Annotated in this window: 18 protein-coding genes; 12 read left to right on the top strand and 6 right to left on the bottom strand. The window is 61.2% G+C overall.

The genetic code is table 11. The annotated features are described in order from the left end of the window. Nucleotides 1-28: 28 nt before the first annotated feature. A complete protein-coding gene (locus NB231_RS15560) occupies nt 29-661 on the bottom strand; it encodes a class I SAM-dependent methyltransferase (protein ID WP_005004722.1) in 633 nt (210 codons plus the stop codon). Nucleotides 662-942: 281 nt separating this feature from the next. Between NB231_RS15560 and glgB the strand changes: the two genes are divergently transcribed. The 7 genes from glgB to NB231_RS20105 all read left to right on the top strand — a co-directional run bounded on the left by glgB (nt 943) and on the right by NB231_RS20105 (nt 17,766). Beyond that, on the top strand, nt 943-2,886 hold the full coding sequence (glgB, locus tag NB231_RS15550; RefSeq protein WP_005004718.1) for a 1,4-alpha-glucan branching protein GlgB: 1,944 nt from the start codon (nt 943-945) through the stop codon (nt 2,884-2,886). A 54-nt stretch (nt 2,887-2,940) separates the two neighbouring features. Then, nucleotides 2,941-4,941 carry an alpha-1,4-glucan--maltose-1-phosphate maltosyltransferase gene (locus NB231_RS15545; protein ID WP_005004716.1) on the top strand — a complete coding sequence of 667 codons (2,001 nt, stop codon included), beginning with the start codon at nt 2,941-2,943 and terminating at the stop codon, nt 4,939-4,941. A 41-nt stretch (nt 4,942-4,982) separates the two neighbouring features. Beyond that, nucleotides 4,983-8,327, top strand: coding sequence for a maltose alpha-D-glucosyltransferase (gene treS, locus NB231_RS15540; RefSeq protein ID WP_040662564.1), 3,345 nt, complete (start codon nt 4,983-4,985; stop codon nt 8,325-8,327). Nucleotides 8,328-8,458: 131 nt separating this feature from the next. Beyond that, nucleotides 8,459-10,576, top strand: a complete 2,118-nt coding sequence (glgX, locus tag NB231_RS15535) for a glycogen debranching protein GlgX (protein ID WP_040664340.1) — start codon at nt 8,459-8,461, stop codon at nt 10,574-10,576. Next, complete coding sequence (treZ, locus tag NB231_RS15530; protein ID WP_005004711.1) at nt 10,573-12,405, top strand: malto-oligosyltrehalose trehalohydrolase; 1,833 nt, start codon at nt 10,573-10,575, stop codon at nt 12,403-12,405. The genes glgX and treZ overlap by 4 nt, the downstream gene beginning before the upstream one ends. Before the next feature lie 9 nt (nt 12,406-12,414). After that, nucleotides 12,415-17,550 (top strand): malto-oligosyltrehalose synthase, encoded by a 5,136-nt coding sequence (locus tag NB231_RS15525; RefSeq protein WP_005004710.1) that lies wholly within the window; start codon nt 12,415-12,417, stop codon nt 17,548-17,550. A gap of 84 nt (nt 17,551-17,634) precedes the next feature. Further along, the gene (locus NB231_RS20105) at nt 17,635-17,766 is read left to right on the top strand and encodes a hypothetical protein (protein ID WP_269593426.1); all 132 of its coding nucleotides are present in this window, start codon (nt 17,635-17,637) and stop codon (nt 17,764-17,766) included. 70 nt (nt 17,767-17,836) lie between these two features. Here the strand turns inward: NB231_RS20105 and NB231_RS15520 are convergent, their stop codons facing one another. The 3 genes from NB231_RS15520 to NB231_RS15510 form a co-directional block, all read right to left on the bottom strand. Then, on the bottom strand, nt 17,837-18,271 hold the full coding sequence (locus NB231_RS15520) for a type II toxin-antitoxin system VapC family toxin (RefSeq protein ID WP_005004708.1): 435 nt from the start codon (nt 18,269-18,271) through the stop codon (nt 17,837-17,839). Then, nucleotides 18,268-18,534 (bottom strand): ribbon-helix-helix domain-containing protein, encoded by a 267-nt coding sequence (locus NB231_RS15515; RefSeq protein ID WP_198007315.1) that lies wholly within the window; start codon nt 18,532-18,534, stop codon nt 18,268-18,270. The genes NB231_RS15520 and NB231_RS15515 overlap by 4 nt, the downstream gene beginning before the upstream one ends. Nucleotides 18,535-18,693: 159 nt before the next feature. Beyond that, the gene (locus NB231_RS15510; RefSeq protein ID WP_005004705.1) at nt 18,694-19,662 is read right to left on the bottom strand and encodes a helix-turn-helix domain-containing protein; all 969 of its coding nucleotides are present in this window, start codon (nt 19,660-19,662) and stop codon (nt 18,694-18,696) included. Between the two features lie 129 nt (nt 19,663-19,791). Here NB231_RS15510 and NB231_RS15505 point away from each other — a divergent pair, with 129 nt between their 5' ends. Then, nucleotides 19,792-20,040 carry a hypothetical protein gene (locus tag NB231_RS15505; RefSeq protein ID WP_005004703.1) on the top strand — a complete coding sequence of 83 codons (249 nt, stop codon included), beginning with the start codon at nt 19,792-19,794 and terminating at the stop codon, nt 20,038-20,040. Further along, nucleotides 20,021-20,428, top strand: coding sequence for a PIN domain-containing protein (locus tag NB231_RS15500; RefSeq protein ID WP_005004701.1), 408 nt, complete (start codon nt 20,021-20,023; stop codon nt 20,426-20,428). The genes NB231_RS15505 and NB231_RS15500 overlap by 20 nt, the downstream gene beginning before the upstream one ends. A gap of 265 nt (nt 20,429-20,693) precedes the next feature. On the opposite strand, the gene NB231_RS15495 is transcribed toward NB231_RS15500, so the two are convergent. After that, nucleotides 20,694-20,951, bottom strand: a complete 258-nt coding sequence (locus tag NB231_RS15495) for an RES family NAD+ phosphorylase (RefSeq protein WP_332247725.1) — start codon at nt 20,949-20,951, stop codon at nt 20,694-20,696. Between NB231_RS15495 and NB231_RS17140 the strand changes: the two genes are divergently transcribed. Next, nucleotides 20,950-21,294, top strand: coding sequence for a hypothetical protein (locus tag NB231_RS17140; RefSeq protein ID WP_005004699.1), 345 nt, complete (start codon nt 20,950-20,952; stop codon nt 21,292-21,294). The genes NB231_RS15495 and NB231_RS17140 overlap by 2 nt on opposite strands. 179 nt (nt 21,295-21,473) lie before the next feature. Here NB231_RS17140 and NB231_RS15485 read toward each other — a convergent pair whose 3' ends face one another. Continuing rightward, nucleotides 21,474-22,457 (bottom strand): aldo/keto reductase, encoded by a 984-nt coding sequence (locus NB231_RS15485; RefSeq protein WP_005004696.1) that lies wholly within the window; start codon nt 22,455-22,457, stop codon nt 21,474-21,476. A gap of 218 nt (nt 22,458-22,675) precedes the next feature. Between NB231_RS15485 and NB231_RS15480 the strand changes: the two genes are divergently transcribed. Next, nucleotides 22,676-24,226: a DUF2868 domain-containing protein gene (locus NB231_RS15480; protein ID WP_005004695.1), complete on the top strand. Its 1,551-nt coding sequence runs from the start codon at nt 22,676-22,678 to the stop codon at nt 24,224-24,226. After that, the gene (locus NB231_RS15475; protein ID WP_005004694.1) at nt 24,226-25,755 is read left to right on the top strand and encodes a DUF3482 domain-containing protein; all 1,530 of its coding nucleotides are present in this window, start codon (nt 24,226-24,228) and stop codon (nt 25,753-25,755) included. The genes NB231_RS15480 and NB231_RS15475 overlap by 1 nt, the downstream gene beginning before the upstream one ends. Nucleotides 25,756-25,874: the final 119 nt, after the last annotated feature.

Below are 25,874 nucleotides of genomic sequence, written 5' to 3'. Positions count from 1 at the left end.
GATTTTGCTCGGCTCAACAGCTTGCCGCTCAGGCGGACGTCTTGACCGCGACCACGGTCATCAGCCCCCATAGCCAATCGATCTTGTAGCGCTCCACACGCTCTAGCCGCAACCCAGCCTGCTGCAGCATCCCCGCGCATTGGGCCAGCGTGTAGGTCCGATAATGGGCGGCGTTGAACCGGCGCAGTGCCTGATCCAACAACCGGCAGGTCCAAAAATCACGGCACCAGTCGGTGACGGCAATGCGCCCCTGCGGGCGAACCACCCGCCTCATCTCGGCCACGGCGCGCGCGGGATCGCGGAAGTAGTGCAGCGCGCTGGTGGAAACCACCAAATCGAAAGCCTCGCCACGAAGGGGTAAACGCTGCGCGCTGGCCAGACAAAGCCGGGCGCTCGGCCCCAGCTTCGCGGCGGCGACCGCCAGCATCTCGGCGGAGGCATCGATACCGGTCAGAGCAATATACGGGTAGCGCTGGCGCAGCGCCTGCAGCAAGGTGCCGGTGCCACAGCCAATGTCGAGCACCCGGTCACTCGGCTGGACCGGTACGCGCCGCAACGTTTCCTCGACACTTTGTGAAACATAGAACGACCAACGATGGTCATACTGATGTGATAGCCGGGCGTATTCGGCTCGGATTGGGTCAGGTGCAATCTGCCGCATGCTAAGATCTGCTGTTCAATCGTCGGGCGCGCTTGAGTCGAGTCCTGTTATCCAGCCTGGCTGGCCCTACTCCGGAAGTCTGATCTATTCATCCATCCCGGCGCATACTAAGGTCCATCTTGTTCAACTGGATTCCGGCCTGCGCCGGAAGGACAAGAAAGCGGCTAATCGTAGTTTCCAGCGCAGGCGCGGCCATGAATTGACGGAAAAAACTAGAGCCGGTCCACACGGCGTCGCGCTTTGGCTTGACAGTAACAAAAGAGGCGTTACACGTTTTCATTATGACTTCATTCATTTGCAGTGACAGCGCGCCGATTCGCCATGACGTCAGCCGGCTGACCGACCACGACGTCTATCTCTTCAAGCAAGGCACACACTTCAGGCTGCACGAGAAGCTGGGTGCCCATCCCATGACCTCGGAGGGCACCGAAGGAACCTACTTCGCTGTCTGGGCGCCCAATGCCGAACAGGTCTCCGTCATCGGCGAGTTCAACGGCTGGCAGCCCGATGTCCATGAACTCGCCCCGCGGGACGATCAATCCGGGATCTGGGAAGGCTTCATCGCCGGCGTCGGCCAAGGCGCGTTGTATAAATATCACATCGAATCCGGTTGGCATCGTTATCGAGCCGACAAAGGTGACCCCTTCGCGTGCTACTGGGAAATGCCGCCTGGGACTTCCTCGCGAATCTGGCAGCCACGTTATGCTTGGCAAGACGCGGAGTGGATGAAGCGGCGCCAGCGTGCCAACGCCCTTGATGCGCCGATCTCCATCTATGAAGTACATCTCGGCTCCTGGCGCCGGGTGCCGGAAGAAGACAACCGCCCGCTCAACTACCGCGAAATCGCACCAGCGCTCGCCGCTCACGTCCTGGAGACGGGCTTTACTCACGTCGAGATCCTGCCGATCATGGAGCACCCTTTCTACGGCTCCTGGGGCTATCAAGTCGTCGGCTATTTCGCACCGACGGCGCGTTACGGCACGCCCGAAGACTTCATGTACTTCGTCGATTACCTCCATCGCAACGGCATCGGCGTTATCCTCGACTGGGTACCCTCTCATTTTCCCGGTGACGGCCACGGCCTGGCTTACTTCGACGGCACCTATCTATTCGAGCATGCCGATCCAAAAAAAGGCTTTCACCCAGAGTGGAAGAGCTACATTTTCAACTACGGTCGGCATGAGGTGCGCTCATTCCTCGTCAGCAGCGCGCTGCACTGGCTCGAGCGCTACCATCTCGACGGGCTGCGAGTGGATGCGGTTGCCTCCATGCTCTACCTCGACTATGGACGCAAGCCCGGCGAGTGGATTCCAAACGAGCACGGCGGCAACGAGAACCTGGACGCCATCGCCATGCTGCGCAGCCTCAATGAAGCCGCCTATCGGGATCACCCCGATGTGCAGATCATCGCCGAGGAATCCACGGCCTGGCCCATGGTCTCACGGCCTATCTACCTGGGCGGGCTCGGCTTCGGCATGAAGTGGAACATGGGCTGGATGCACGACACCTTGCGTTATTTCACGCAAGACCCCGTTTACCGCAAACACCATCATAACGAGCTCACCTTCAGCCTGTGGTACGCGTTCAACGAGAACTTCGTGCTTCCTTTCTCCCATGACGAGGTCGTACACGGCAAGGGCTCACTGCTCGACAGGATGCCGGGTGACGAGTGGCAAAAGTTCGCTAATCTGCGCTTGCTCTATGGTTATATGTGGGCCCATCCTGGCAAAAAGCTCTTGTTCATGGGGGGCGAGCTCGGTCAATGGGGCGAGTGGAACCACGATGCAAGCCTCGACTGGCATCGACTCGAACACGCATTTCCACAGGGGCTGCAACGCTGGTTACAGGATTTGAACCGCTGCTATCGGGCAGAGCGCGCGTTGCATGAAATCGACTTCGCCGCCGATGGGTTCGAATGGGTCGATGCCCACGATTGGGAGAAGAGCATCATCAGTTTCTTGCGCCGCGGCCGCGACCCTGAGCAAGTCCTGCTGGTGGTTTGCAACTTCACTCCCGTGGAGCGGACCAACTATCGCATAGGCGTGCCGTGCGGTGGCGCCTGGCAGGAGCTGCTCAACAGCGACGCCGAACTCTATGCCGGCAGTGGGCAAGGTAACTTCGGTCGCCTCGAGGCCGCTCCCATACCGCAGCATGGCCGCTATCACTCGTTGGCGTTGACTCTGCCGCCGCTCGGTGTGCTTTACCTGAAGCCAGTCGATCGCTAACCGGTTAGCCAAAGGCGCAGACGCCACAGCTATCGCACAGAGGGGGATCTGTCTATGGCTGCATCGTCGCAGAGCGACGGCCGCAAACGCGTTGTGATCGAAGGCGTTGCACCGGCGGTAGACGCGGGTCGTTTCCCGATCAAACGCACGCTCGGCGAGAAAGTTGTGGTGGAGGCGGACGCCTTCGTCGACGGCCACGATCAGCTCGCCTGCGTGCTCTGCTACCGCAAAGCGGCCACCGAAACATGGACGGAAGTGGCGATGCGCCCGCTCGGCAACGATCGCTGGAGCGGGGAGTTTGCGGTGGACGAGCTCGGGCGGTACGGTTACACCGTCACCGCCTGGGTGGATCATTTTCGTACCTGGTGCGCCGAGCTGAAAAAGCGCACCAAAGCGGAGGATATTGCCAGCGCCCTAATGATTGGCGCCGAACTCATCGAGGCCGCGGCGGCCCGCGCAAACGAGCCGCCGGATGCCGCAGAACTGCACCGTTATGCAAAGGCACTGCGCACCGCAGGCGATCCGCTCACGCGCCGCTCGCAGGCACTTGACCCCGCTCTCGCCCAACTGATGGCGCAATCCCCCGATCGCATGTTTGCAACGACCTATGAGCGCGAGCTTATGGTCGTAGTCGACGTCGCCCATGCCCGCTTCAGCACTTGGTATGAACTTTTTCCACGCTCGTGTGTGCAGGAGCCGGGCACCCACGGCAGCTTGCGCAGCTGTGCCGAGCGCCTGCCCTACATCGCGGCCATGGGCTTTGACGTGCTCTACCTGCCACCCATCCATCCGATCGGTACCACCGCACGCAAAGGTCGTAACAACACCCTGAACGCCAGCGCCGAGGATCCCGGCAGCCCCTGGGCCATCGGCTCCGAGGCCGGCGGACACAAGGCCGTGCATCCGCAGCTTGGCACGCTGGAGGATTTCCGTCACTTGGTACGCCGCGCCCGGGAGCAGGGGCTCGAGGTGGCGCTTGATATCGCCTTTCAATGCTCGCCGGATCACCCCTATGTCAAGCAGGCCCCACAATGGTTTCGGTGGCGTCCGGATGGCACCGTGCAATATGCGGAGAACCCACCCAAGAAATATCAGGACATCTACCCGTTCAACTTCGAAAGCGAAGACTGGCAAGGACTTTGGGATGAACTCGAAGACGTGTTCCTATTCTGGATCGAGCAAGGCGTGCGGATTTTCCGGGTCGACAATCCCCACACTAAACCTTTTCCGTTCTGGGAGTGGCTGATCACGCACGTCAAAGCACAACACCCCGAGGTGATTTTTCTCGCGGAGGCGTTTACCCGCCCCAAAGTGATGCACCGGCTCGCAAAACTCGGCTTCACCCAGTCCTACACGTATTTCACCTGGCGCAACAACAAATGGGAGCTCATGGAGTACTTCACCGAGCTCACGCAAACACCCTCGCGCGAATACTTCCGGCCCAATCTGTGGCCGAATACGCCTGACATTCTAAACGAATACCTGCAGGTCGGCGGGCGACCTGCTTTTATGACCCGACTCGTACTCGCCGCCACGCTGGGAGCGAATTACGGAATCTATGGTCCGGCCTTCGAGCTCTGCGAAGCGCGACCGCGCGAACCCGGTAGCGAAGAGTATTTGGACTCGGAGAAATACGAAATCCGGGCCTGGGAGCTCGAGCGTCCCGACAGCCTTGCCCACTTCATCACGCGGGTGAACCAAATTCGGCGTGAAAACCCTGCGCTACAACAAGATTGGAGTCTGCGCTTTCATCCCGTCGACAATGAGGCATTGGTCTGTTACAGCAAGCACTGCGATGCGCTGGATAACGTGATCTTAGTGGTGGTCAATGTCGATCCGCATCATACCCAAGCCGGCTGGGTGGAGCTCCCGCTCGAAGCACTGCAACTCCTCCCCGAGCATCCTTATCAAGTGCACGATCTGCTGAGCGACGCCCGCTACCTCTGGCAAGGCGCGCGTAACTACGTCGAGCTCGACCCGCACAGCGCGCCGGCCCATATCTTTCGAGTACGCCGACATGTGCGCACCGAACATGATTTCGACTACTTCATGTGAACCCAAGTCAGCAGGACGAGCAGAACGGAGGTGGCACCGGCATGAGTGCACGCAAGGGCAACGCCTCGCTGGAAGATGATCCGGTCTGGTACAAGGACGCCATCATCTACCATCTGCATGTCAAAACCTTCTTCGACAGCAACAACGACGGCGTCGGCGATTTCCAAGGTCTGACCACAAAGCTCGACTACATCCAAGATCTCGGCGCCAACACGATCTGGCTGCTGCCCTTCTACCCCTCGCCCATGCGCGACGATGGCTACGATATCGCCGACTACCACAATATTCATTCAGCCTACGGGAGTCGACGCGATTTCCGAAACTTCGTGCGCGAGGCGCACCGGCGCGGCATCCGCATCATCACCGAGCTCGTGATCAATCACACCTCCGATCAGCACCCCTGGTTCCAGGCCGCCCGGCGCGCGCCGCCTAACTCGCCCAAGCGAGATTTCTATCTGTGGAGCGAAACCGATCAACGCTTTCCCGAAACGCGCATCATTTTCACCGACACGGAGAGCTCGAACTGGGCTTGGGATCCGCTGGCACAGGCTTATTATTGGCACCGCTTCTTCTCGCATCAGCCGGATTTGAACCACAACAACCCCCAGGTAGTCCGAGCGGTTACCCGAGTGATGCGCTTCTGGCTCGATATGGGCGTGGACGGCGTGCGCCTCGACGCAATCCCCTACCTCTGCGTGCGCGAGGGTTCCCATAACGAGAACTTGGCCGAGACGCACGCGGTGGTCAAGCAAATGCGCGCAGTCGTCGATGCCCATTACCGCAACCGCCTATTTTTGGCCGAGGCCAATCAATGGCCCGAGGACGTGCGCGATTATTTCGGCGCCGGCGACGAGTGCCACATGGCCTACCACTTCCCGCTGATGCCCCGGATGTACATGGCCATCGCCCAGGAGGATCGCCATCCCATCGTCGAGATCATGGATCAAACCCCAAGCATTCCTGAGACCTGCCAATGGGCCATATTCCTGCGTAACCACGATGAGCTCACCCTCGAGATGGTGACCGACGAGGAGCGCGACTACATGTACCAAGCGTATGCAAGCGATCCGCGCATGCGCGTGAATGTGGGGATCCGGCGCCGCCTGGCACCGCTTATGGACAACGACAACGACAAGATCAAGCTGATGAACAGCCTACTCATGTCGATGCCGGGCTCGCCGATCATCTACTACGGCGATGAGATCGGCATGGGGGATAACATTTTTCTCGGTGACCGCAACGCCGTGCGCACACCCATGCAGTGGTCGCCCGATCGCAATGCCGGTTTTTCCAAAGCCGACCCGCAGCGGCTTTATTTGCCGCCCGTCATGGACCCCATGTACGGCTACGAGGCGGTCAATGTCGAGGCGCAGAGCCGCGCTCCCAGCTCGCTACTCAACTGGACCAAGCGCCTCATTGCCGTACGCAAGGCGTACCAGGCGTTCGGGCGTGGGCGACTGGAGTTCATCAAGCCCGGCAATCGCAAGATTATCGCCTACCTACGTACGTATCAGGATTCAGTCATCCTCTGCGTAGCCAATCTGGCGCGCTCGGCCCAGCCGGTGGAGCTTGATCTCGCCCGCTTCAAGGGTCGTGTTCCCGTGGAATTGATGGGTCGCACAGCGTTTCCACCGATTGGCGAACTGCCGTATCTGCTCACGCTCACAGGCCACGGCTTCTACTGGTTTCATCTCGCCGCTGCAGGCGAGGCCCCATCCTGGCATCAAGCCAGCCCGCCACCAAACGAGTTGCCGGTGCTGGTGATGTTCGAAGGCTGGAAGAGCTTCTTCCCGGCCGAGGTCGCCGCATCGCACCAGAGCATAGCCGAGCGCATGCGCGAGCGTTTTTTGACCGAAGCTTTGCCGGCGTTTCTTCCGGTACGGCGCTGGTTTGCGGCGAAAGGCCAGCGCCTCGAACGCGTCGGACTCGTCGCGCACCTGCCGTGGTCTGAAGGTGGCCGGGACTATCTGCTGAGCTGGATCCAGGTCGACTTGGCGGGTCAAGCCGCGCAGACGTATTTCCTGCCGCTCGCAACAGCTTGGGGTGGCCCCCTCGACGAACACCTGCGTGAGCTATCACCCTACGCATTAGCGCGTGTCAGGCATCAATCCCGTGTGGGCATCCTCCACGATGCGCTGCGCGATGGACATTTCTGCCAAACCGTGGTCCGCGCAATGGGCCGCAACCAGAGCCATCGAGCTAACGGGATGACGCTGCGGTTCACCTCGACGGCCGTGTATCCGGAACTACTGGCCAAGCTTGCACCCGACGCCGCCATCGAGCGCCCGACCAGCGAGGGGAGTAATACGGCCATCATTTTGGGAACGGAACTCTTCCTCAAGGCTTATCGACGGCTCGAATCGGGCGTCAATCCGGAGCTCGAGATGGGTCGCTTCCTCACCGAACGCTCACCGTTCGCGAACGTCGTGCCCTTGCTGGGCGCGCTCGAGCACGAAAACCACGACGGCACTGTGACGACGCTCGCCCTGTTGCAGAAATACGTCCCTGCTCAAGGAGATGCCTGGTCGTATTGGGTTGACTACCTGCAGCGCTTCCTCGAAGACGCCCTGCTGCGACCAAGCGCCGAAGTAGAGCTTGAGCTTGAAGCCTTACACGCCGCCAACCTGACCCTGCTGCACACACTCGGGCGGCGCACCGGTGAGTTGCATCGCGCCCTCGCCCGACACACCGGTGATCCCGCCTTCGATCCCGAACCCGTGCATCCCAGCGACCTCGGCGACTGGCGCACAACAGTGCGCGCGCAAGCGCGGGCTACGTTGCAGCGACTCGAGCACGAAGTCGAACGCCTCCCTGAGGGGGTGCGCACCGCCGCCGAGCAACTCATTGCCGCACGGCAGCGCTTGCTCGAGTGCATCGAGCGCAGCACGCCGGCGGCGTTCACTGGCCTGAAGACACGCTTGCACGGTGATTACCATCTCGGCCAGGTGCTTGTCGTCGAAAACGATTTCATCATCATCGACTTCGAGGGTGAACCGGCTCGTCCGCTTGCCGAACGCCGCCAGAAACACTCACCGCTGAAAGACGTGGCCGGCATGTTGCGCTCTTTCAGCTATGCGCTGCACTCGGCGCTACAGCATGTCACGGCTGAACGCCCGGCGGACCGTGAACGGTTGGTGCCTTTCGCGCGGGATTGGGAACGTCGCGCCACGACGGCGTTTCTCGCGGGATATGCCGAGGGCAGCCAGGAGGCCGGCATCCACCCCGAGTCGATCGCGGCCGCCTGGCCGCTCATTGCTTTGTTTACAATAGAAAAAGCGCTCTATGAACTGCGCTATGAGTTGGACAACCGACCCGCCTGGGTCGGGATTCCTGTTGCCGGGCTCCGCGCGCTGCTGGATCAGCCTGAAGCCGACTTCGGTGGATGAACAAGAACGCGGCATCCTGCTTATTTCCTGCACGCCCTCGCCGCACGTCCAATGTGGAACCGTTGGCGTACACTGATGTCGGTCTTACTTACGCCGCGGCAAGCGGAGAATTCATGGATAGCAGCGCCTCGATGAACAAACTGATAAACAGCGTCTGGCCAGGTAAATCCTACCCACTCGGTGCAACCTGGGATGGAGAAGGGGTAAACTTCGCCCTGTTCTCCGAGCATGCCGAGAAGGTCGAACTGTGTCTGTTCGACGCAAAGGGACGGCGCGAAGTAGCGCGCGTCGACCTCAAGGAGCAGACCGATTTGGTCTGGCACGGCTACTTGCCGGAGGCGCGCCCCGGGCTGCTCTACGGTTATCGGGTGCATGGACCCTACGATCCCCAGCGCGGCGCTCGATTCAACCCCCACAAGCTGCTGCTCGATCCCTACGCCAAATCGATCGTAGGCCCCTTGCGTTGGAGCGACGCCCACTTCGGCTACCGGATCACGAGCAGCCGCGAGGATCTCTCCTACGACCGCCGAGACAATGCCTATGGAATGCCTAAATCGCAGGTGATCGACCAGGCTTTCACCTGGGAGGATGACCACCGTCCAATGATCCCCTGGCATGACACGGTTATCTACGAGCTGCATGTCAAGGGGTTTACGGCGCGCCACCCGAAACTGCCGCCCTGGCTGCGGGGCACCTACGCCGGGCTCGCCACCGCGCCGGTAATTGAGCATCTGCAACGTCTCGGAGTAACGGCGATAGAGCTCATGCCGGTGCACACGGCCGTCAACGATCGCCATCTCGCCCAACAAGGCCTGCACAACTACTGGGGCTACAACTCGATCGGCTACTTCGCCCCCGACATGCGCTACGTGGCCAACGGCGGGGTGAGCGAATTTAAGACCATGGTCAAAACCCTGCACTCGGCGGGCATCGAGGTCATTCTCGATGTCGTCTACAACCATACCGCCGAGGGCAACCATTTGGGGCCGACGCTGTGCTTTCGCGGTATCGACAACGTCGCCTATTATCGGCTGGCGGAGGATCCGCGCTATTACATCGATTACACCGGTTGCGGCAATACGCTGAACATGATGCACCCGCGGGTGCTGCAGCTCATCATGGACAGTCTGCGTTACTGGGTACTGGAGATGCACGTCGATGGCTTCCGCTTCGATCTGGCCTCGGCCCTGGCCCGCGAGCTCCACGAGGTGGACCTCCTCGGCGCCTTCTTCGACATCATTCATCAAGACCCCGTGCTCTCTCAGGTGAAGCTCATCGCCGAGCCTTGGGATCTCGGCGAAGGCGGTTACCAGGTCGGTAACTTCCCGATCGGCTGGACCGAGTGGAACGGCAAATACCGCGATGCCGTGCGCTCCTATTGGAAAGGCGAAGGCGGGCTGATCGGCGAACTCGCCTATCGGCTCACCGGCTCGAGCGATCTCTACCAGCGCAGCGGACGCCGGCCGTATGCCAGCATCAACTTCGTCACGGCACACGATGGCTTCACGCTCGAAGATCTCGTCTCCTACAATGAAAAACACAACGAGGCGAATGGCGAGGGCAACCGTGACGGCGAAAACCACAACCTGTCCTGGAACTGCGGCGCCGAAGGCCCGAGCGATGACCCGGTAATCAAAGCATTGCGTGCCCGTCAGAAGCGCAACTTACTGGCCACGCTGCTGCTGTCCCAGGGTGTGCCCATGCTGCTGGCCGGCGACGAGATGGGACGCACTCAACGCGGCAACAACAATGCCTACTGCCAGGACAACGAGATCTCCTGGATGAACTGGGTGCTGCGCCGCGAGGACGAGGAGTTGCTCGCTTTCGCAGCGCACCTTATCCGCATCCGCAGAGCCCATCCCCTGTTCCGGCGGCGCAGCTTCTTCGTTGGGAAACGGGACATCGCCTGGCTCAACCCAAACGGCTGCGAGATGAGCGAGCATGAATGGCACCATACGTTTGCCCGCTGCCTGGGTGTTTATCTCGCCGGCGGCGCACTCGATGAGCAGGACGCCCAGGGACGGCGTCTGACCGACGATGACTTCGCCCTGCTCATCAATGCCCATCACGGGCCTATCCCATTTACTCTTCCCGCTGCGGCTTGGGATGCCCCCTGGGAGCGGCTGATCGATACTGCCGACCCGACATCCGGCGCTGCAATACCCCATTATGAAGCCGCCTCGACGTATCCGCTCAAGGCTCGCGCACTGGTGCTTTTGACCGCCCGCAACCCGGGGAAACACGCATGAATCGCCACTATTCAATGCCGTTTGGAGCCGAGCTCCAAACTGACGGCCGGGTGCGTTTCCGCCTTTGGGCGCCGGCGCTCACGCGACTCAGCTTGGCGCTCGAGGGCCCGGGCGAGGAACAGCTTTTGGAAATGGAGCCCCGGGCGGGTGGCTGGTTCGAGCTCACCAGCGCAGCGGCTCGTGCGGGCAGTCGCTATCGTTTCGTGGCGCCGGATGGCCAGCGTGTTCCCGACCCCGCTGCGCGGTTCAATCCCGAGGATGTGCACGGCCCAAGCGAAGTGATCGATCCTACCGCGTTTTGTTGGGAGGATGCCGATTGGCATGGACGCCCCTGGCAGGAGGCGGTGATTTACGAGCTGCATGTGGGCGCGTTCAGCCCCAGCGGCACCTTCGATGGCGTGCGGGAGCGGCTCGATCACCTGGCGGCGCTCGGCGTCACCGCACTCGAGCTCATGCCGGTAGCGGATTTCCCGGGCGCGCGCAACTGGGGCTACGACGGGGTGTTGCCCTTTGCTCCCGACAGCCGGTACGGACGGCCCGAAGCGCTCAAGCGGCTCGTGCAGGCGGCGCACCAGCACGGGCTTATGGTGCTGCTCGATGTCGTCTACAACCACTTCGGCCCCGAGGGTAATTATCTGCATACTTACGCACCGACGTTTTTTACGCACCGCCATACCACACCGTGGGGTGCTGCAATCAATTTCGACGGCGAGCACAGCCAAGCGGTTCGACGCTTTTTCATCGACAATGCGCTCTATTGGCTCGAGGAGTTCAATCTGGATGGGCTGCGGCTCGACGCCGTGCACGCTATCTACGATGATGGCCAACCGGATATCCTAATCGAGCTTGCCGAGGCCGTCCGCGCCGGACCGGCACGCGAGCGCCCGCGGCATCTCGTGCTCGAGAACGATGACAACGCGACACGCTATCTGGCGCGTGAAGCGCAACACCCACACTGGTATACGGCGCAGTGGAACGATGATTGCCACCATGCGCTGCATACGCTACTCACCGGCGAATCGCAAGGCTATTACGCCGATTATGCGCAGTACCCGATCCGGTTGCTGGTCCGTTGCCTCAGCGAAGGCTTCGCCTTTCAGGGCGAGCCCTCGCCCTATCGGGGCGGCGCGGCGCGCGGCGAACCGAGCGCCGGGTTGCCTTCCACCGCATTCGTCAATTTTCTGCAAAATCACGACCAAATCGGCAACCGGGCGCTCGGCGAACGCATCACGCAGCTTGCAAGCCCCCGCGCCGTGCGCGCGGCGCATATCCTGCTCCTGCTCGCTCCCGCGCCGCCGTTGCTGTTCATGGGAGAGGAATGGGATAGCCAAACGCCTTTCCCGTTTTTCTGCGACTTCGGCGCGGAGCTGGCAGGAGCCGTTCGCGACGGGCGGCGCCGGGAATTCGCGCATTTCCCCGAGTTCAGCGCCCCCGGCGCGCGTGAGCGCATTCCCGACCCGAACGATGCCGCGACTTTCGCGCTGGCACAGCTCGATTGGTCGGAGCTCACTCACCCCATCCATGCGGGCGCGTTGGCGTTACACCGTGAACTGCTCGCGCTACGCCGACAGATCATCGCGCCGCGGCTGCCCGCCCGCACCCGCCGCAGCGAACGGCTGGCCGAGCACGCGCTGCGTATCGAATGGCAATTAACGGATGGCGCCTTACTCGGATTGCTCGCCAATCTAGGGCAGGCAGGCGTTGCGCTCGCCGACACTCCGGGCGGTGAGCTGCTGTACGCCAGTGAGGCCGGGCTCGAGGAGTTGCTGCAACGCAGCGAGCTTCCCGGTTGGTCAGTCGTTTGGCTGTTCGCGCCGACTGGCGCATAGGAGCGCCGTATGCACGAACAAGAGGCACTCGATCGGCTGGCGGAGCTCTGCGGCATCGCGTCTGACTACACTGATGTGTGGGGGCAAACACACTCGATCTCGGCTGCAACCAAACGCGCCTTGCTCACAGCCATGGGGCTTGCAATTGCGGACCCGGCACAGCTGCATGCGGCGCTTGCCGATTGCGAACTCGGCCCCTGGCGCCGGCTGCTGCCGCCGGTCTGGGTTCACCGCCTAGGCCCGCAACCGCTGCAAATTCCCATTACACTCGCGGCCGAACCGCAAGGAATTGCTTTGCACTGGCGGCTGCAGACTGAGGGTGGTTCAGAACACCGCGGCGAGCTTCGTACCGAAACGTTGGCGGTGCTCGCCGAGCGCGAGGTCGATGGCAAGCACTGCCGTCGCTACGCCTTCGCCCCGGATCTGACCCCACAGCCCGGCTACCATCGCTTGCACCTCACCCGTGCAGACGAGTTGGACCGGGCCGAAATGGCGCTGATCAGCGCGCCGGCCACTTGCTACCGACCGCCTGCGCTCGACGCCGAAAACCGCTGGTGGGGACTGGCCGTACAGCTCTATGCCGTGCACTCACACCGTAACGCTGGGATCGGCGATTTCACTGACCTACGGCATATGATCGAGCTGTGCCACACGGTGGGAGCAGATTTCGTCGGAGTTAATCCGCTGCACAGTCTCTTTCCGCACAATCCGGCTCACGCCAGCCCCTACAGCCCGTCGAGCCGGCTGTTCCACAATGTACTCTATCTCGATATCGAAGTCATTCCCGAACTCGACGAATGCGCCGCCGCCCGCGAACTCATCGCCGCGCCCGAATACCAGGCTCAGCTCGCGGCGTTACAAAATGCCCCGCTCGTCGACTATCCGGCGATCTGGGCACTCAAAGTGGCGGTTCTGGAGCGGCTCTATGCCGATTTCCGCCGCCGGCATTTGCTGCATGAGAGCACACGTGGGCAAGCCTTTCGGAGCTTTCAAGCCGCCGGCGGCGAAACTCTGGAACACTTCGCTCGCTACCAGGCGTTGCAGGCGCACTTCCAACAACAGGATACGGCCATCTGGGGCTGGCCCGCCTGGCCCGCAGCGTATCGAGACCCGAACGCCCCCGCGGTCGCCGAATTCGCCCTCGATCAACGCGAGCGGGTGGAGTTTTTCCAATATTTGCAGTGGCAAGCCGATCGCCAATTGGCGGCGGTCAGCCGGCGTGCCGATGAGTTGGGACTGGGCGTAGGGCTGTATCAGGACCTCGCGGTCAGCGTCGATCGGGCGGGCGCCGACGTCTGGTCCGAGCAGGCCTTGTATGCGACTGACGTCAGTATCGGCGCGCCACCGGACGATTTCAATCTAAAGGGCCAGGACTGGGGGCTCCCCCCCCTGGTGCCCGAGCGCCTGCGCGAACAGGCCTATGCGTCCTTCATCGCGCTACTCCGGCAGAACATGCGCCACGCCGGCGCACTGCGCATCGATCATGTAATGGCGCTCATGCGCTTGTTTTGGGTGCCGCCGGGAGCCACTTCGGCCGAGGGTGCCTACGTGCATTATCCGGTCGACGATCTGCTCGGGATCCTGGCGCTCGAGAGTCAACGCAACCGCTGCCTGGTCATCGGCGAGGATTTGGGCACTCTGCCGGAGACCCTGCGTGACACGCTCGGCCCGCTCGGTGTGCTCTCCTACCGGATCTTATATTTCGAGCGCGACGACAATGGCGAGTTCAAACGCCCGGAGCACTACCCCGAGCAGGCTCTGGCGGCGATCACCACGCACGACCTTCCCACACTCGCCGGCTTCTGGCTCGGCCATGACCTCGCCTTGCGCCAGCACTTCAACCTATTCCCAACCGAGCAGCACCGCGAGGAACAGATCGTCGGCCGCGCCCAAGACCGGGCCCGGCTGCTGCTCGCGCTGCAGCGGGAAAATCTGCTCCCCGAGGGGCTCGACGTGGACCCGGTGCTACTCCCGGAGATGACCGACCCGCTCATACGCGCAATCCATCGCTTCATGGCGCGAACGCCCGCCCGTCTCATGGCGGTGCAACCCGAGGATGTATTCGATTGCGTGGAACAGGTCAATCTGCCCGGTACCGTCGACGCGCATCCGAACTGGCGCCGCCGGCTCCCGGTTCCGCTCGAGGCCTGGTCGCAAGATACCCGCTTCGTGGCGCTGTGCGCAGCGCTGCGCGGCGAACGCCCATCCGCGCCGCAATCGGCTGCGGCACTCGGCAAGGACGCGGCTTCGGCCGTACCGACCGCCACTTACCGTCTACAGTTCAATCGTGATTTCACCTTCGCCCAAGCCACCCAATTGGTGGCCTACCTACACGACCTCGGAATCAGCCATTGCTACGCCTCACCCTACCTCAAGGCCCGTTCGGGCAGCGCCCACGGCTACGACATCATCGACCACACGGCGCTCAATCCCGAGCTCGGCGACGATCAAGACTTCGAGCGCTTCGTCGGGGCGTTGCACGGGCACGGGATGGGTCAGATCCTCGACATCGTCCCGAATCACATGGGCGTGATGGGCAGCGACAATCGCTGGTGGCTGGACGTGCTGGAGAATGGCCGGGCTTCGCCCTACGCCGAGTACTTCGACATCGACTGGCGGCCAGTCAAGGAGGAGTTGCGCGGCAAGGTGCTGCTGCCCGTGCTCGGCGCGCCTTACGGAGACGCGCTCGAAGCGGGTGATCTGCGTCTGCAACTTCTAGTCGAACAGGGCGAGCTCAGCATCTCCTACCACGAACACCGTTTCCCCATCGATCCCACGGCCTACCCTGATGTCCTCGGATTACACCTCGAGCGCTTGGCACAGCGCCTCGGCGATGACCAGGCGAGCCTCACAGAGCTACAGAGCATCATCACCGCTTTCGGCCATCTGCCCTCGCGAGAGACAACGGATGCTGCAGCACGGGAGGAACGGCTACGCGAAAAGGAGGTCTGCAAACGCCGTCTCGCATGGCTTTGCCAGCATGCGCCCGCAGTGGGCGAATTCTTGGCTGGCAATGTGGCGTTTTTCTGCGGCCGCAGCGGCGAGCCGGAAAGCTTTGCGCCGCTGCATGGCTTGCTCGAGCGCCAGGCCTATCGACTGGCCCATTGGCAGGTGGCGGCCGATGAGATCAATTACCGGCGCTTTTTCGACGTGAATGATTTGGCGGCTCTGCGCATGGAAAACTCGGAAGTATTCGAAGCCACGCACCAGCGCATCTTCGAGTGGATCGAAAATGGCCAGGTCAACGGCCTGCGCATCGACCACCCGGACGGCCTCTATGATCCGCTGTGCTACTGCCAGGCGCTCGCGCAACGGCTGCAGACAAAGGCAATACCACTACTTGGCGAAACTGACCAACGGACGCTGCAGCCCTACTTGGTAGTGGAGAAAATCCTGGCCGGTTACGAGCATCTGCCCGAGCACTGGCCGGTCGCCGGCACCACCGGCTACGATTTCGCCCAGACCGTCAACGCCTTGTTCGTGTATGCACCGGCCGAACAGGCCTTCGAGCGCATTTATCAACGCTTCATCGGCAAGCGGCTCGAGTTCGACGAGCTGCTCTATGACTGCAAAAAACTCATCATCCGAGTTCATCTTTCAAGCGAACTCACCGTGTTGGCCAATCGGCTCGATCGTATCGCTCAGGCCAACTGGCGCACCCGCGACTACACTCTGAACGGCCTGCGCGATGCGCTTACCGAGATCGTCGCCTGCTTCCCGGTTTATCGAACGTATGTCAGCGAAACGGGTGTAAGCAACGAGGATCGGCGCTATGTCGACTGGGCGATCGCCCAGGCAAAAAAACGCAGTCCTGCGACCGGTGCCGAAGTCTTCGATTTCATTCGCGCGCTCATGCTGCTCGAAGGCGAGTCGTCGTGGCCCACGGCGCTACGGCAACAAGCCTTGCAGTTCACGCTTAAACTCCAGCAGTACACGGCGCCGGTCATGGCCAAAGGGCTCGAGGATACCGCGTTCTACATCTACAACCGCCTGATCTCGCTCAATGAGGTAGGCGGCGATCCACGCCGCTTCGGCGTGTCGGTCGCCGCCTTTCACCATTTCAATCAAGAGCACGGCCGGCGCTGGCCTCACGCCCTGCTCGCCACCTCCACACACGATAACAAGCGCAGCGAGGACGTGCGCGCCCGCATCAACGTACTCACCGAGCTGCCGGCGGCTTGGCGCGGACGGCTTGCGCGCTGGCGGCGCATGAACCGAACCAAGCGGCGTACGATTGATACGGCGCCGGCACCGTCGCGCAATGACCAATACCTGTTTTACCAGACGCTGGCCGGGGCCTGGCCACTCGATCTGCGCACCGATGCCGAGCTCGAGGTGTTTCGCGAGCGCATCGAAGCCTTCCTGCTGAAAGCTATCCGGGAAGCCAAGATGCACAGTTCATGGCTGAATCCGAACCCGGCCTATGAGGAGGCGGCCGTGCACTTCGTGCGCGCAGTTCTGTCCTCGCTGCAGGACAATCCGTTTCTCAGCGACTTGCGTACCTTCATCAAGCCGATTACCCGCTACGGGCTACTCAATAGCCTCGCCCAGACATTGCTCAAACTGACCTCGCCGGGTGTGCCGGATATCTACCAGGGCAACGAGCTCTGGGATTTCAGCCTGGTGGACCCCGATAATCGCCGAAGCGTGGACTACGCATACCGCGAGCGGCTGCTCGGCGAGGTGCGCACCATAACAATCGGCGCAGCCGATACCCTCGAGCGGCTAGCGAGCCTGTTGGAAAATCTCGAAGACGGCCGCTTGAAGCTCTACCTCACCCGGCAAACTTTGCTATTGCGGCAGCGCCATCGGGCGCTGTTTCAGCACGGCGATTATCAGGCGCTCGACACGCAAGGACAGCGGGCCGCGCATATTTGTGCCTTCGCACGAGGGCATGCTGAGGAAGTGGCCGTGGTCGCCACCGGCCGCTGGTTCGCCCGCCTTGCGGCCGCAAGCGAGGGACTTGCAAGCGGCGAATCGCCTTGGGCAGATACCTGGGTCGAAGCCCCGACTGGCGGGCGCTATCTCAATGCGCTGACCGGCGAGTACATCGCTGCCGATGAAGCAGAGAGCGGTGCTTGCTTCGCCGCGACCGAGCTTTTCCGGTGCCTACCGGTGGCCTTGCTATTACGACAGGAGGGTTGAGACGGCCGCACGCCCCCGGCATTAAACAGGTATAGTTACCGGCACACACGGCCTTGGGGCAAGCCGGCTAGATGCTGAGCACGCATGACAAATACCACAGAACTGGGCAAAACGGATGAAAAGCGCCAAGCAGCCTACCGACTGCTGTTCAGAACCCGTATTGCCCAGAAGACCGTGGAGAAAAGACGGCGCGCGACCAAAGCGCCTGAGGTGTAGTCGGGCGCGCTACGATGGCCAGGAGGCTGGCCTAATGGGTGCCCCTAACCTACCTGACCTATCCTCATCGCTATTCGGCTTTGAGCGGATTGCGCCAGCGCAAGCCCGGAAAGCGAGCGAAGTCGCCGTCGTTGGAGCAGAGCACGCACTGGTGCTCGATCGCGAGAGCGGCTAGGTGCGTATCAGTCGTGAGCTTACCTGCCGTGCCGAGCGCAGCGAACAAGCCATCGAGTAGTTCCAGGTGCCGCGGTCCCGGCTCCAAGGCGCTCACATTGGACCGGCTATGCCAGGAGCGAACGTATTCGACTGCACGACTCGGCTCCACCGGCATCACGAGCACCGCGCGATGCGTCATTAGGCGAATGAATCCGAGAGCGCTCGCCCAAGGTAGTCCCACTGGCTCCTCCGAGCTCAGTAGACCCTCCCACCACGCTTTAGCGTCGGAGTGGTGCGGCGCGTCAGTGTTGTAGGCGTAAATTAGAAGATTGACGTCCGGAACGATCATTCCGCCGAGCGAGCCTCACCGGAAAAATCTTCGACTTCGAGCTGGTCGAGGAGTTGGTTGAGCTTATCCGGATCGATGCCAGGGCGAAACCCGCCGGAGTGAGGTTTGACCACGAAGGGTTCCGACCGCCCGGCCTTTGCTTGTGACGTCAACCCCTTGCGGAGGACGTCGTTAAGCGTCTCCTTGAACGACGCACGCCGCCGATGCGCCAGCTCTTTGAGCTTGGCCGCGACGTCTGGCTCAAGTGTGACTGTGGTTCGCATACTACGCATCATGATGCTCGATCCTGTTGCTGTCAAGATGCGTGTTAGGAGCAGATAAACTGTCCGGAGTTGTAGCACACAATCTGTCCGGTTCTCATTGTCCCTCTTGCTGGAGGGAGCGCGATGAGAGCGACAGAGCTGCTACAGTTGAATAACGAACTAACGGGTCAGGTATTGTATTTGCATTTCTAGATCATTTCTAAGATCTGGATTGTCTGCCAACTCCCGCCGCAGCTTCCCAATTTGGTGGCTCACCCCGCTCTCGCTACGCACCCCAAATGCCTTTGCAATGACTTGCAGGGATAGGCCACCCACTTCCTGGCATAAGTACATCGCCACGACTCGCGGCTGATTCCGCTTCCCGCGGCCGCCCTCAGTCAGCTCCGCCTGCCGCAGGCCGTGGTGTGCGGCAACTACGCTTAAAATGTTCTTCAACTCCGGCGGTCTGTACACCTGCCGCCGTAGCCGCTCTGGGCTGGCGTTCTCCCAACCCCCCGAGGCAAGCATCCGCGCCTTGAAGGCGTCGCTCCCATACACCGGAGATAAGCGGCCTCGCCGATAGAACGCTTGCGTCTCCTCATCAACGCCCGCCTCTACGTATCGCCGGTAACCGCTATATCGCTCGCGGCTGTTCAACAACCGGTAGGTAAACTCCTGATACAGCCACTCCGGCGCCGTAGCCTGGCCCAAGTAAGCCGGGTAGCTCGACCAAGGGTACGCCGCCAGCTCATTCACCAGCGCTCGCCGCGCCTCAATCGGGTTTCGATGTACGTAGCGTGTCAATTGCAGAAGGTAGGCGTCCGCCTCCACCAAAATCGCCTTGAATCGGCCCCGGAACAACGGCCCGTCGGTCCTGCGCAGCCGATTGTGGCGCTGCGTATAGACCCCGTTGACATGACGCATGCACCGGCTGAGATTGCCTCGCGGGGTGCGCACCAACAGGTGGTAATGATTCCCCATCAGGCAGTAGGCGTGGACCTCCAGGCCGAAGCGTCGATGGGCTTCTTCCAGCGTATCCAGGAAGGTTTGGTAGTAGGCGGGCCTATGAAAGATTGGCGCCCGCCCGCGGCCGCGATTCATGACATGGTAGAAGCCATCTTCCAACTCTATGCGTAGCGGGCGAGGCATACAGAAAAAGCTAGCAGCATAGTTTTATAAATACAACGCCTGACCCGTTTTGAGCCGCAAGCTTACTTGCGGATTGCTGCTGCGCGAGAAACTGACTACACTGATTCAGTGTAGCACGAGATAACTGCAATGAATTTAACCATCAGTGTCAGTGACGATATCGTCAAGGCAGCCCGTATGCGTGCGTTGGAGCAGGGCACATCGGTAAACGAAGTGCTTCGCCAGTTTTTGACCCGTTACGCCGACGTCGGCCAACAGCGCAGCGGCGCGCTGCACGATTTATTCCAGGATGTCGATGCCAGTCTGGCCGACCGGGAGCGCTTAGGTGGGCGCAACTGGCGGCGCGAGGACGCATACGATGACGCGCGTTTTCGTTGATACCAACGTGCTGGTCTATTCGGTAGACCCCAGCGAGCCCAGCAAGCGTGACGCCTCGCGGAGAATACTCCTAGAGTTGGCACGCACCGGTGAAATAGTTACCAGCACGCAGGTGCTCAAGGAGTTCTACAATATAGCCCTGCGCAAAATAGGCCTTGCGAGCAACGTGGCGGAACGCTGCGTGCGCGAATTCGCCCGCAACGAGGTCATAGAAGTCTCGGTGGAGATAATACTCGCTGGCATTGCCCTGCACCGAGCATACTCACTGTCTTTTTGGGATGCACTGATCATTCAGACAGCCGTCACGGGCGATTGCGACCGGTTGCTTAGCGAAGATATGCAACATGACAGCCGGTATGAAGGGCTCCTTGTATGGAACCCTTTTTAGGCATTTAAGCGTGATGCTCGCGCGTTGATTACGGTGGAAAACTCACCACAACCCACTCTGTCTCTTATTACTCGGTAGCCGCCGTAGTGAGAGCGGTCCGCTAATTTGATCGACTGATTTTCACGATTGACGATGGGCCACCGGTGCCGATGACCGCGGCGGCAGCGCCGCGCGTACGGTAACCATCCCACCCTGTCTCGACCACTGCAAATCGAATTCTGCGGTGCGCTGTACCACCTGATGGCGCGCGGCAATACGACAACACCTAATCGCTCAAAAACCCATGGCGACGAGCCCAAACCTTCCAATCGAACTCCTGCGTCTCAGTTACAATCAGATGTTCCTCCACGCCATGGTTTTCCGAGAACAAGACCAGATTTTCGGCGTTCCAGCGAGCCGAGGGCACGAGTAGGCCGTCGCATCCCAAAAACGCAACAGCCGCTCCAATCTCCTGAGTGCGTCGGTAATTTACACTGTGGTAATCATTCGTTGACACGCCGAAGTCGGGAGGCTCCGCCTCGATGAGCCGCAGAGTGTCCGAGACCTACCGGAGTGCCTTCAACGAGGAGTTCAGGGTCGAGGCGCAGGAATCCGGTTCGGCCTTCGTCCCTTTGATGGGCGTGGCGCTCGATGAGGTGCTCTGCGAGCAGTTCGAGCGCACCGTCGGCGCCGACAACTGTGTGGCCTTCGAGAGCCGCAAGCTCCAGATCCCGGCCAGCGGCCACCGCATGCACTACGTAAAGGTTAAGGTCCGGGTGCACCGCTACGGCGACGGCTCGCTAGCGGTCTTCCATGGCCCCCGGAAGTTGGCCGAATACGAGGCTGAGCCAGGGCGTGATCAACCCAAAATCCAGGCCGCGGCGTAGGCCCGCCCGCAGCGCGGCGCCGTGGTCCCGGCCCCTTCGGGCCACGCCCTCCAGGGCCGGGACCACGGACAGCAAAGGCGGACAATCCATTTGCTACAAAACCGGACAAATCTATTTGTTGCTAACAGAGGGCAGGCTGATGACATTTCTCTCCGCCATTTCCGCTCAGCGCGATCTAATCAACGGCAACCGACCACATTGTGGGGCACGTAAAAGTCTTCCAGGCGCTCGATCTCGGCCTCATCGAGCGTGATCTCGAGCGCCGCTACCGCTTCCTCCAAATGCTTGAGCTTGCTCGCACCGATGATCGGTGCCGTCACGACCGGCTTCGAGAGCAGCCAAGCGAGCGCAATTTGCGCCGAACTGAGGCCACGCTCGGCGGCGACCGCATGGGTCGCACTTATAACCGGGTAATCCATCTGTTGCCCCAGACTCCACAGCTTGATCTTGGTGTCCGCGCGTGCGCGCAGCGTCCGACCCTCGCTGGCGGGTGGACGGGTGCCGGCGAGCACCCCGCGGGCAAGCGGGCTCCAAGGAATCACGCCGATACCCTGGTCCACGCACAGCGGCAACATCTCCCGTTCTTCCTCGCGATAGATCAGGTTATACATCGGTTGCATGCTCGCGAAGCGGGTCCAGCCGTGGCGATCGGCGATATGCTGCGCCTTGGCGAATTGCCAGGCGAACATGCTGGAGGCGCCGATATACCGGGCCTTGCCGGTCTTCACGATGTCGTGCAAGGCCTCCATGGTCTCCTCGATGGGGGTGTCGTAGTCCCAACGGTGAATCTGATAGAGATCCACATAGTCCGTGCGCAGGCGGGCGAGCGAGGCATCGATGGCATGCATAATGTGCTTGCGCGAGAGCCCGCGCTGGTTGGGGCCCGCGCCCATCGGCATGAAGACTTTGGTGGCGATGACGACCTCTTCGCGACTTGCGAAGTCGTGCAGAGCATGTCCCAATATCTCTTCGGAGCGGCCATCGGAGTACATATCGGCGGTGTCGAAAAAATTGATGCCCAGCTCCAGAGCCCGGCAGATGAAGGGGCGGCTGTGCTCCTCATCGAGGATCCACTCGCCCCACGTCGGCGAGCCATAGGTCATAGTCCCTAAGCAAAGGCGCGACACCTTGAGACCGGTACGGCCGAGACGGCAATATTCCATGACAAGCCTCCGAGAAAAACGGGTACGCAGCGCGGCTTTCACCTTACGCCGCCACCCACCGCGAACCAAGACGGGTACAATGCTTTGCACGGCAATGACGCTATCGGCCACTGCGCTGGCCCATTGGCCAAGGCAAGCTCCAGCTTCGCACTGCAACGCTGATACAACGAATCGAACGAACTCCGGGCGCAACGCCGCCTGAGCTAAAGAGCATCACCATGAATTCAAGCAACGATGCCGATCGCCCGATCCTCGCTGACCTCGTGGATCTCAGCGTGCAAGTGGACCGGGACGCGGGGTTGACTCCTTCGGAGCTGCGCCGCCGTGATCGCCCGATCGGCCAGAAGCTCGCGCATCTCACCGGCAAGCCACAAGGCCAGCTTCGGCAGTGGTTGCGCGAGATCAGCCAGAACAGACCGAGCCAAGCCGGTGCGACCGCCGTCAAAACGCTGCACCGAATGGCCCTGATTCTCTCCGCAGTAGGGCTTATCATCGGCTGGGGCGCCGCACTGGCCATCTTTGCATACGATGGCACCCGGCCGGTCAATGTCGTGAATGTCCTCGCCGCATTCGTCGGGGTTCAGCTGCTTCTTTTGCTTTTGACCGCCATCGTGGCCTTACCGAGAAACCTACTGCAGCGGCTGCCGGGCGCCCGGCCGGTCCAAGATCTCCTCGGGTGGCTCAGTCCCGGACGGCTCGTGCCCGTTGCAGCGCGTTATTTACCTGCGGAGCATCGCCTTGCGCTGGAGGCCGCGCTGGGACGCCACAAAGCGAGTCATATGGCCTATGGCCAGGTTCAGAAATGGCTGATCCTGCGGTTTTCACAAATCCTCGCCATCGCATTCAATATCGGCGCCTTGGCCGGCTGTCTCTATTTGGTCACCGTCTCCGACCTGGCTTTCGGTTGGAGCACCACCTTGACCGTGGATTCCCAAAGCTTTCATTCGCTGATCACTCAGCTGGCCTGGCCTTGGCGGAGCTGGCTGCCCGGTGCGGTTCCCTCCATAGAGGTCATCGATGCCACCCGCTATTTCCGCTTCGACCACGGCATCCTACCCAACGCCCCGGACGGTTCCACCGATGTCGCCGCCCTTGGTCAATGGTGGCCGTTTTTGCTCATGGCGATTGCCTGCTACGGCCTCCTGCCCAGACTGGGCCTTTTCGTGCTGTCCCAGTGGCGGCTGGATGCGGCGTTGAAAACGGCGCTGGTCCATGCACCGGGCGCCCTGCAAATTCTCGATCGGATGAATCGCGCGCTTGTCGAAACCGCGGCTACGGAGCCCGAAGTGCGCATGAAATCCGGTGCAATACAAGAAGTGCCGTTCCCCGCCCACGGCTTGGATAGAAACAGAACGAATGCCTACCTTATCAACTGGGCCGGAATCAATGCGGAGGAAGAGCAATTCGATAACCTCTTTAGGCGGACGATGGGGGTTGCAGTTGAGCGGATGCTCTATGCGGGCCGGATGGACTCGATCGACGAGGATGAGCGGACGATCGATGAAGTGTCGAGCGCCGCGCACAATCCGCCGATTCTCGTGGCGGTGAAATCATGGGAACCGCCGCTGCTGGATTTTATGGATTTCTTGGATGCCTTACGCACGGCCGTGGGATCCGAGCGATTGATAACCGTTACCCCGATCATGCTCGATCAGAAGCGTGAATTCATTCCGGCGGATCCCGACGACTTGGACGTTTGGAAAAAACGCCTGCAAAGCCGCGGTGATTCACGCATCGACTTCCAGCCATTATCTGCGGAGGCCGCCTGATGTCCGCCCCTGTTTTTGCTGTCGTGGGCCACCCGAACAAAGGCAAATCCAGCATTGTCGCTACGCTGGCCCAGGATAATTCGGTACAGATCTCGCCCATTCCGGGCACCACGGTCAAATGCCGGCACTTTCCCATGAAAGTCGACGGGGAGGTGCAATACATCCTGGTGGATACCCCCGGTTTTCAACGGGCGAGACAGGTTTTGGCCTGGATGAAAGCGCGCGCCTCGACCGCAGCCGAGCGGGTGAACGTCGTGCGGCAGTTCGTCGAGGAACACGAGAAATCCGGCCGCTTCCCGGATGAATGCGAGCTGCTCAAACCCTTGCTCGACGGCGCCGGCATCCTCTATGTGATCGATGGCTCCCGTCCCTACGGGGAAGAATACGAAGCGGAAATGGAGATTCTGCGCTGGACCGGCCAGCCGAGCATTGCGTTGATCAACATGATCCGCAAGGACAGCTACATCGATGAGTGGACCGCCGCACTCGAGCAGTACTTCAAAATCGTACGCGTGTTCAACGCCGTGACCGCCGAGTTTCAAAAGCGTCTGGAACTACTCAAAGCCTTCGGCCAACTGCGGGAGGAATGGCAAGCGCCACTGGCCCGTGCCGTGGCGACACTCGAAGAAGATCGCCGCGCCCGCCAAAGGCGTGGCGCGCTGGCCATTGCCGAGATGCTTGCCGAGATGATCACCTTGACCGTCACAAAGCGCATCGCCTCCGATGAGGATCCCTCTAATAAAGAAACGAGCCTCGCCCAGGAATACCGGACCAAGCTGCGTAAACGGGAGCAAAAAGGCCGGCGCCAGATCGAGAAAATCTATGACTATGAGGATCTGCAGCGCGAGGAAGCGGAGATCGAAGTCATCGAGCAGGACCTTTTCTCGCTCGAGAGTTGGAACATGTGGGGGCTCAAGAAAAACCAGTTAATCGCCACCGGCGCGCTCAGCGGCGCGGCCCTCGGCTCCGGCTTCGATCTCGCGGTGGGCGGCGCCTCGCTGCTGCTCGGCGCGGCGATCGGCTCGGTCGTCGGCGGCACTTCGGCCTGGTTCTCCTACAAGCGCATCGGCGAGGTGAAGATTCTGGGCCTCCCACTCGGCGGCCAGGAACTGCGCGTAGGCCCGGCGCGCAACCTCAATTTCCCCTACGTCGTCCTCGGACGGGCGCTTTATCACCACGCCGCGGTCATGCACCGAACCCACGCCCAGCGCGACGTACTCTGCCTCGATACCACCGCGGAAGACGCCAGCGCCCGCTCCATCGCCGACTCTCAGCGCAAGCGACTCGAACGCGTGTTCACCCGGCTTAGAAACTCCGACAACGGCAACTACGAACCGGTTCTGGTGGAGCGCCTAGCCGAGATCATCGACGAGATAACGATTAAATTCACCCAGACCATGCCGACCGTATCGACCGCGGGACAACCGCGTAGATCGGCCACTGCGGACTCGCCGAGCAACAAATCCGCGACAGCGGACGATCAGCGCTCACCGCGCCGTGCGGCGGGGTCGCGGCAGTCGGTGGATTGAGGCGTGTGAACGAGCGTGTCTCAAATCACCGCTCAGCGGTTGCCCAAACTAGGCATATACCTTGGAGGGCAGCAGGGAACACCTTGTTTACGCCACGCTACTGCCACCGGATCGCTTGA

Origin of the sequence: Nitrococcus mobilis Nb-231 (assembly GCF_000153205.1) — a bacterium.
GTDB classification, from domain to species: domain Bacteria; phylum Pseudomonadota; class Gammaproteobacteria; order Nitrococcales; family Nitrococcaceae; genus Nitrococcus; species Nitrococcus mobilis.
This window is presented reverse-complemented; position numbering and strand designations above follow the sequence as displayed.

What these genes read in the sequence shown, in the direction of transcription:
- NB231_RS15560 (WP_005004722.1), bottom strand. Translation starts at nt 661, where the DNA reads ATGCGGCAGATTGCACCTGACCCAATCCGAGCCGAATACGCCCGGCTA.
- glgB (WP_005004718.1), top strand. Translation starts at nt 943, where the DNA reads ATGACTTCATTCATTTGCAGTGACAGCGCGCCGATTCGCCATGACGTC.
- NB231_RS15545 (WP_005004716.1), top strand. Translation starts at nt 2,941, where the DNA reads ATGGCTGCATCGTCGCAGAGCGACGGCCGCAAACGCGTTGTGATCGAA.
- treS (WP_040662564.1), top strand. Translation starts at nt 4,983, where the DNA reads ATGAGTGCACGCAAGGGCAACGCCTCGCTGGAAGATGATCCGGTCTGG.
- glgX (WP_040664340.1), top strand. Translation starts at nt 8,459, where the DNA reads ATGAACAAACTGATAAACAGCGTCTGGCCAGGTAAATCCTACCCACTC.
- treZ (WP_005004711.1), top strand. Translation starts at nt 10,573, where the DNA reads ATGAATCGCCACTATTCAATGCCGTTTGGAGCCGAGCTCCAAACTGAC.
- NB231_RS15525 (WP_005004710.1), top strand. Translation starts at nt 12,415, where the DNA reads ATGCACGAACAAGAGGCACTCGATCGGCTGGCGGAGCTCTGCGGCATC.
- NB231_RS20105 (WP_269593426.1), top strand. Translation starts at nt 17,635, where the DNA reads ATGACAAATACCACAGAACTGGGCAAAACGGATGAAAAGCGCCAAGCA.
- NB231_RS15520 (WP_005004708.1), bottom strand. Translation starts at nt 18,271, where the DNA reads ATGATCGTTCCGGACGTCAATCTTCTAATTTACGCCTACAACACTGAC.
- NB231_RS15515 (WP_198007315.1), bottom strand. Translation starts at nt 18,534, where the DNA reads ATGCGAACCACAGTCACACTTGAGCCAGACGTCGCGGCCAAGCTCAAA.
- NB231_RS15510 (WP_005004705.1), bottom strand. Translation starts at nt 19,662, where the DNA reads ATGCCTCGCCCGCTACGCATAGAGTTGGAAGATGGCTTCTACCATGTC.
- NB231_RS15505 (WP_005004703.1), top strand. Translation starts at nt 19,792, where the DNA reads ATGAATTTAACCATCAGTGTCAGTGACGATATCGTCAAGGCAGCCCGT.
- NB231_RS15500 (WP_005004701.1), top strand. Translation starts at nt 20,021, where the DNA reads ATGACGCGCGTTTTCGTTGATACCAACGTGCTGGTCTATTCGGTAGAC.
- NB231_RS17140 (WP_005004699.1), top strand. Translation starts at nt 20,950, where the DNA reads ATGAGCCGCAGAGTGTCCGAGACCTACCGGAGTGCCTTCAACGAGGAG.
- NB231_RS15485 (WP_005004696.1), bottom strand. Translation starts at nt 22,457, where the DNA reads ATGGAATATTGCCGTCTCGGCCGTACCGGTCTCAAGGTGTCGCGCCTT.
- NB231_RS15480 (WP_005004695.1), top strand. Translation starts at nt 22,676, where the DNA reads ATGAATTCAAGCAACGATGCCGATCGCCCGATCCTCGCTGACCTCGTG.
- NB231_RS15475 (WP_005004694.1), top strand. Translation starts at nt 24,226, where the DNA reads ATGTCCGCCCCTGTTTTTGCTGTCGTGGGCCACCCGAACAAAGGCAAA.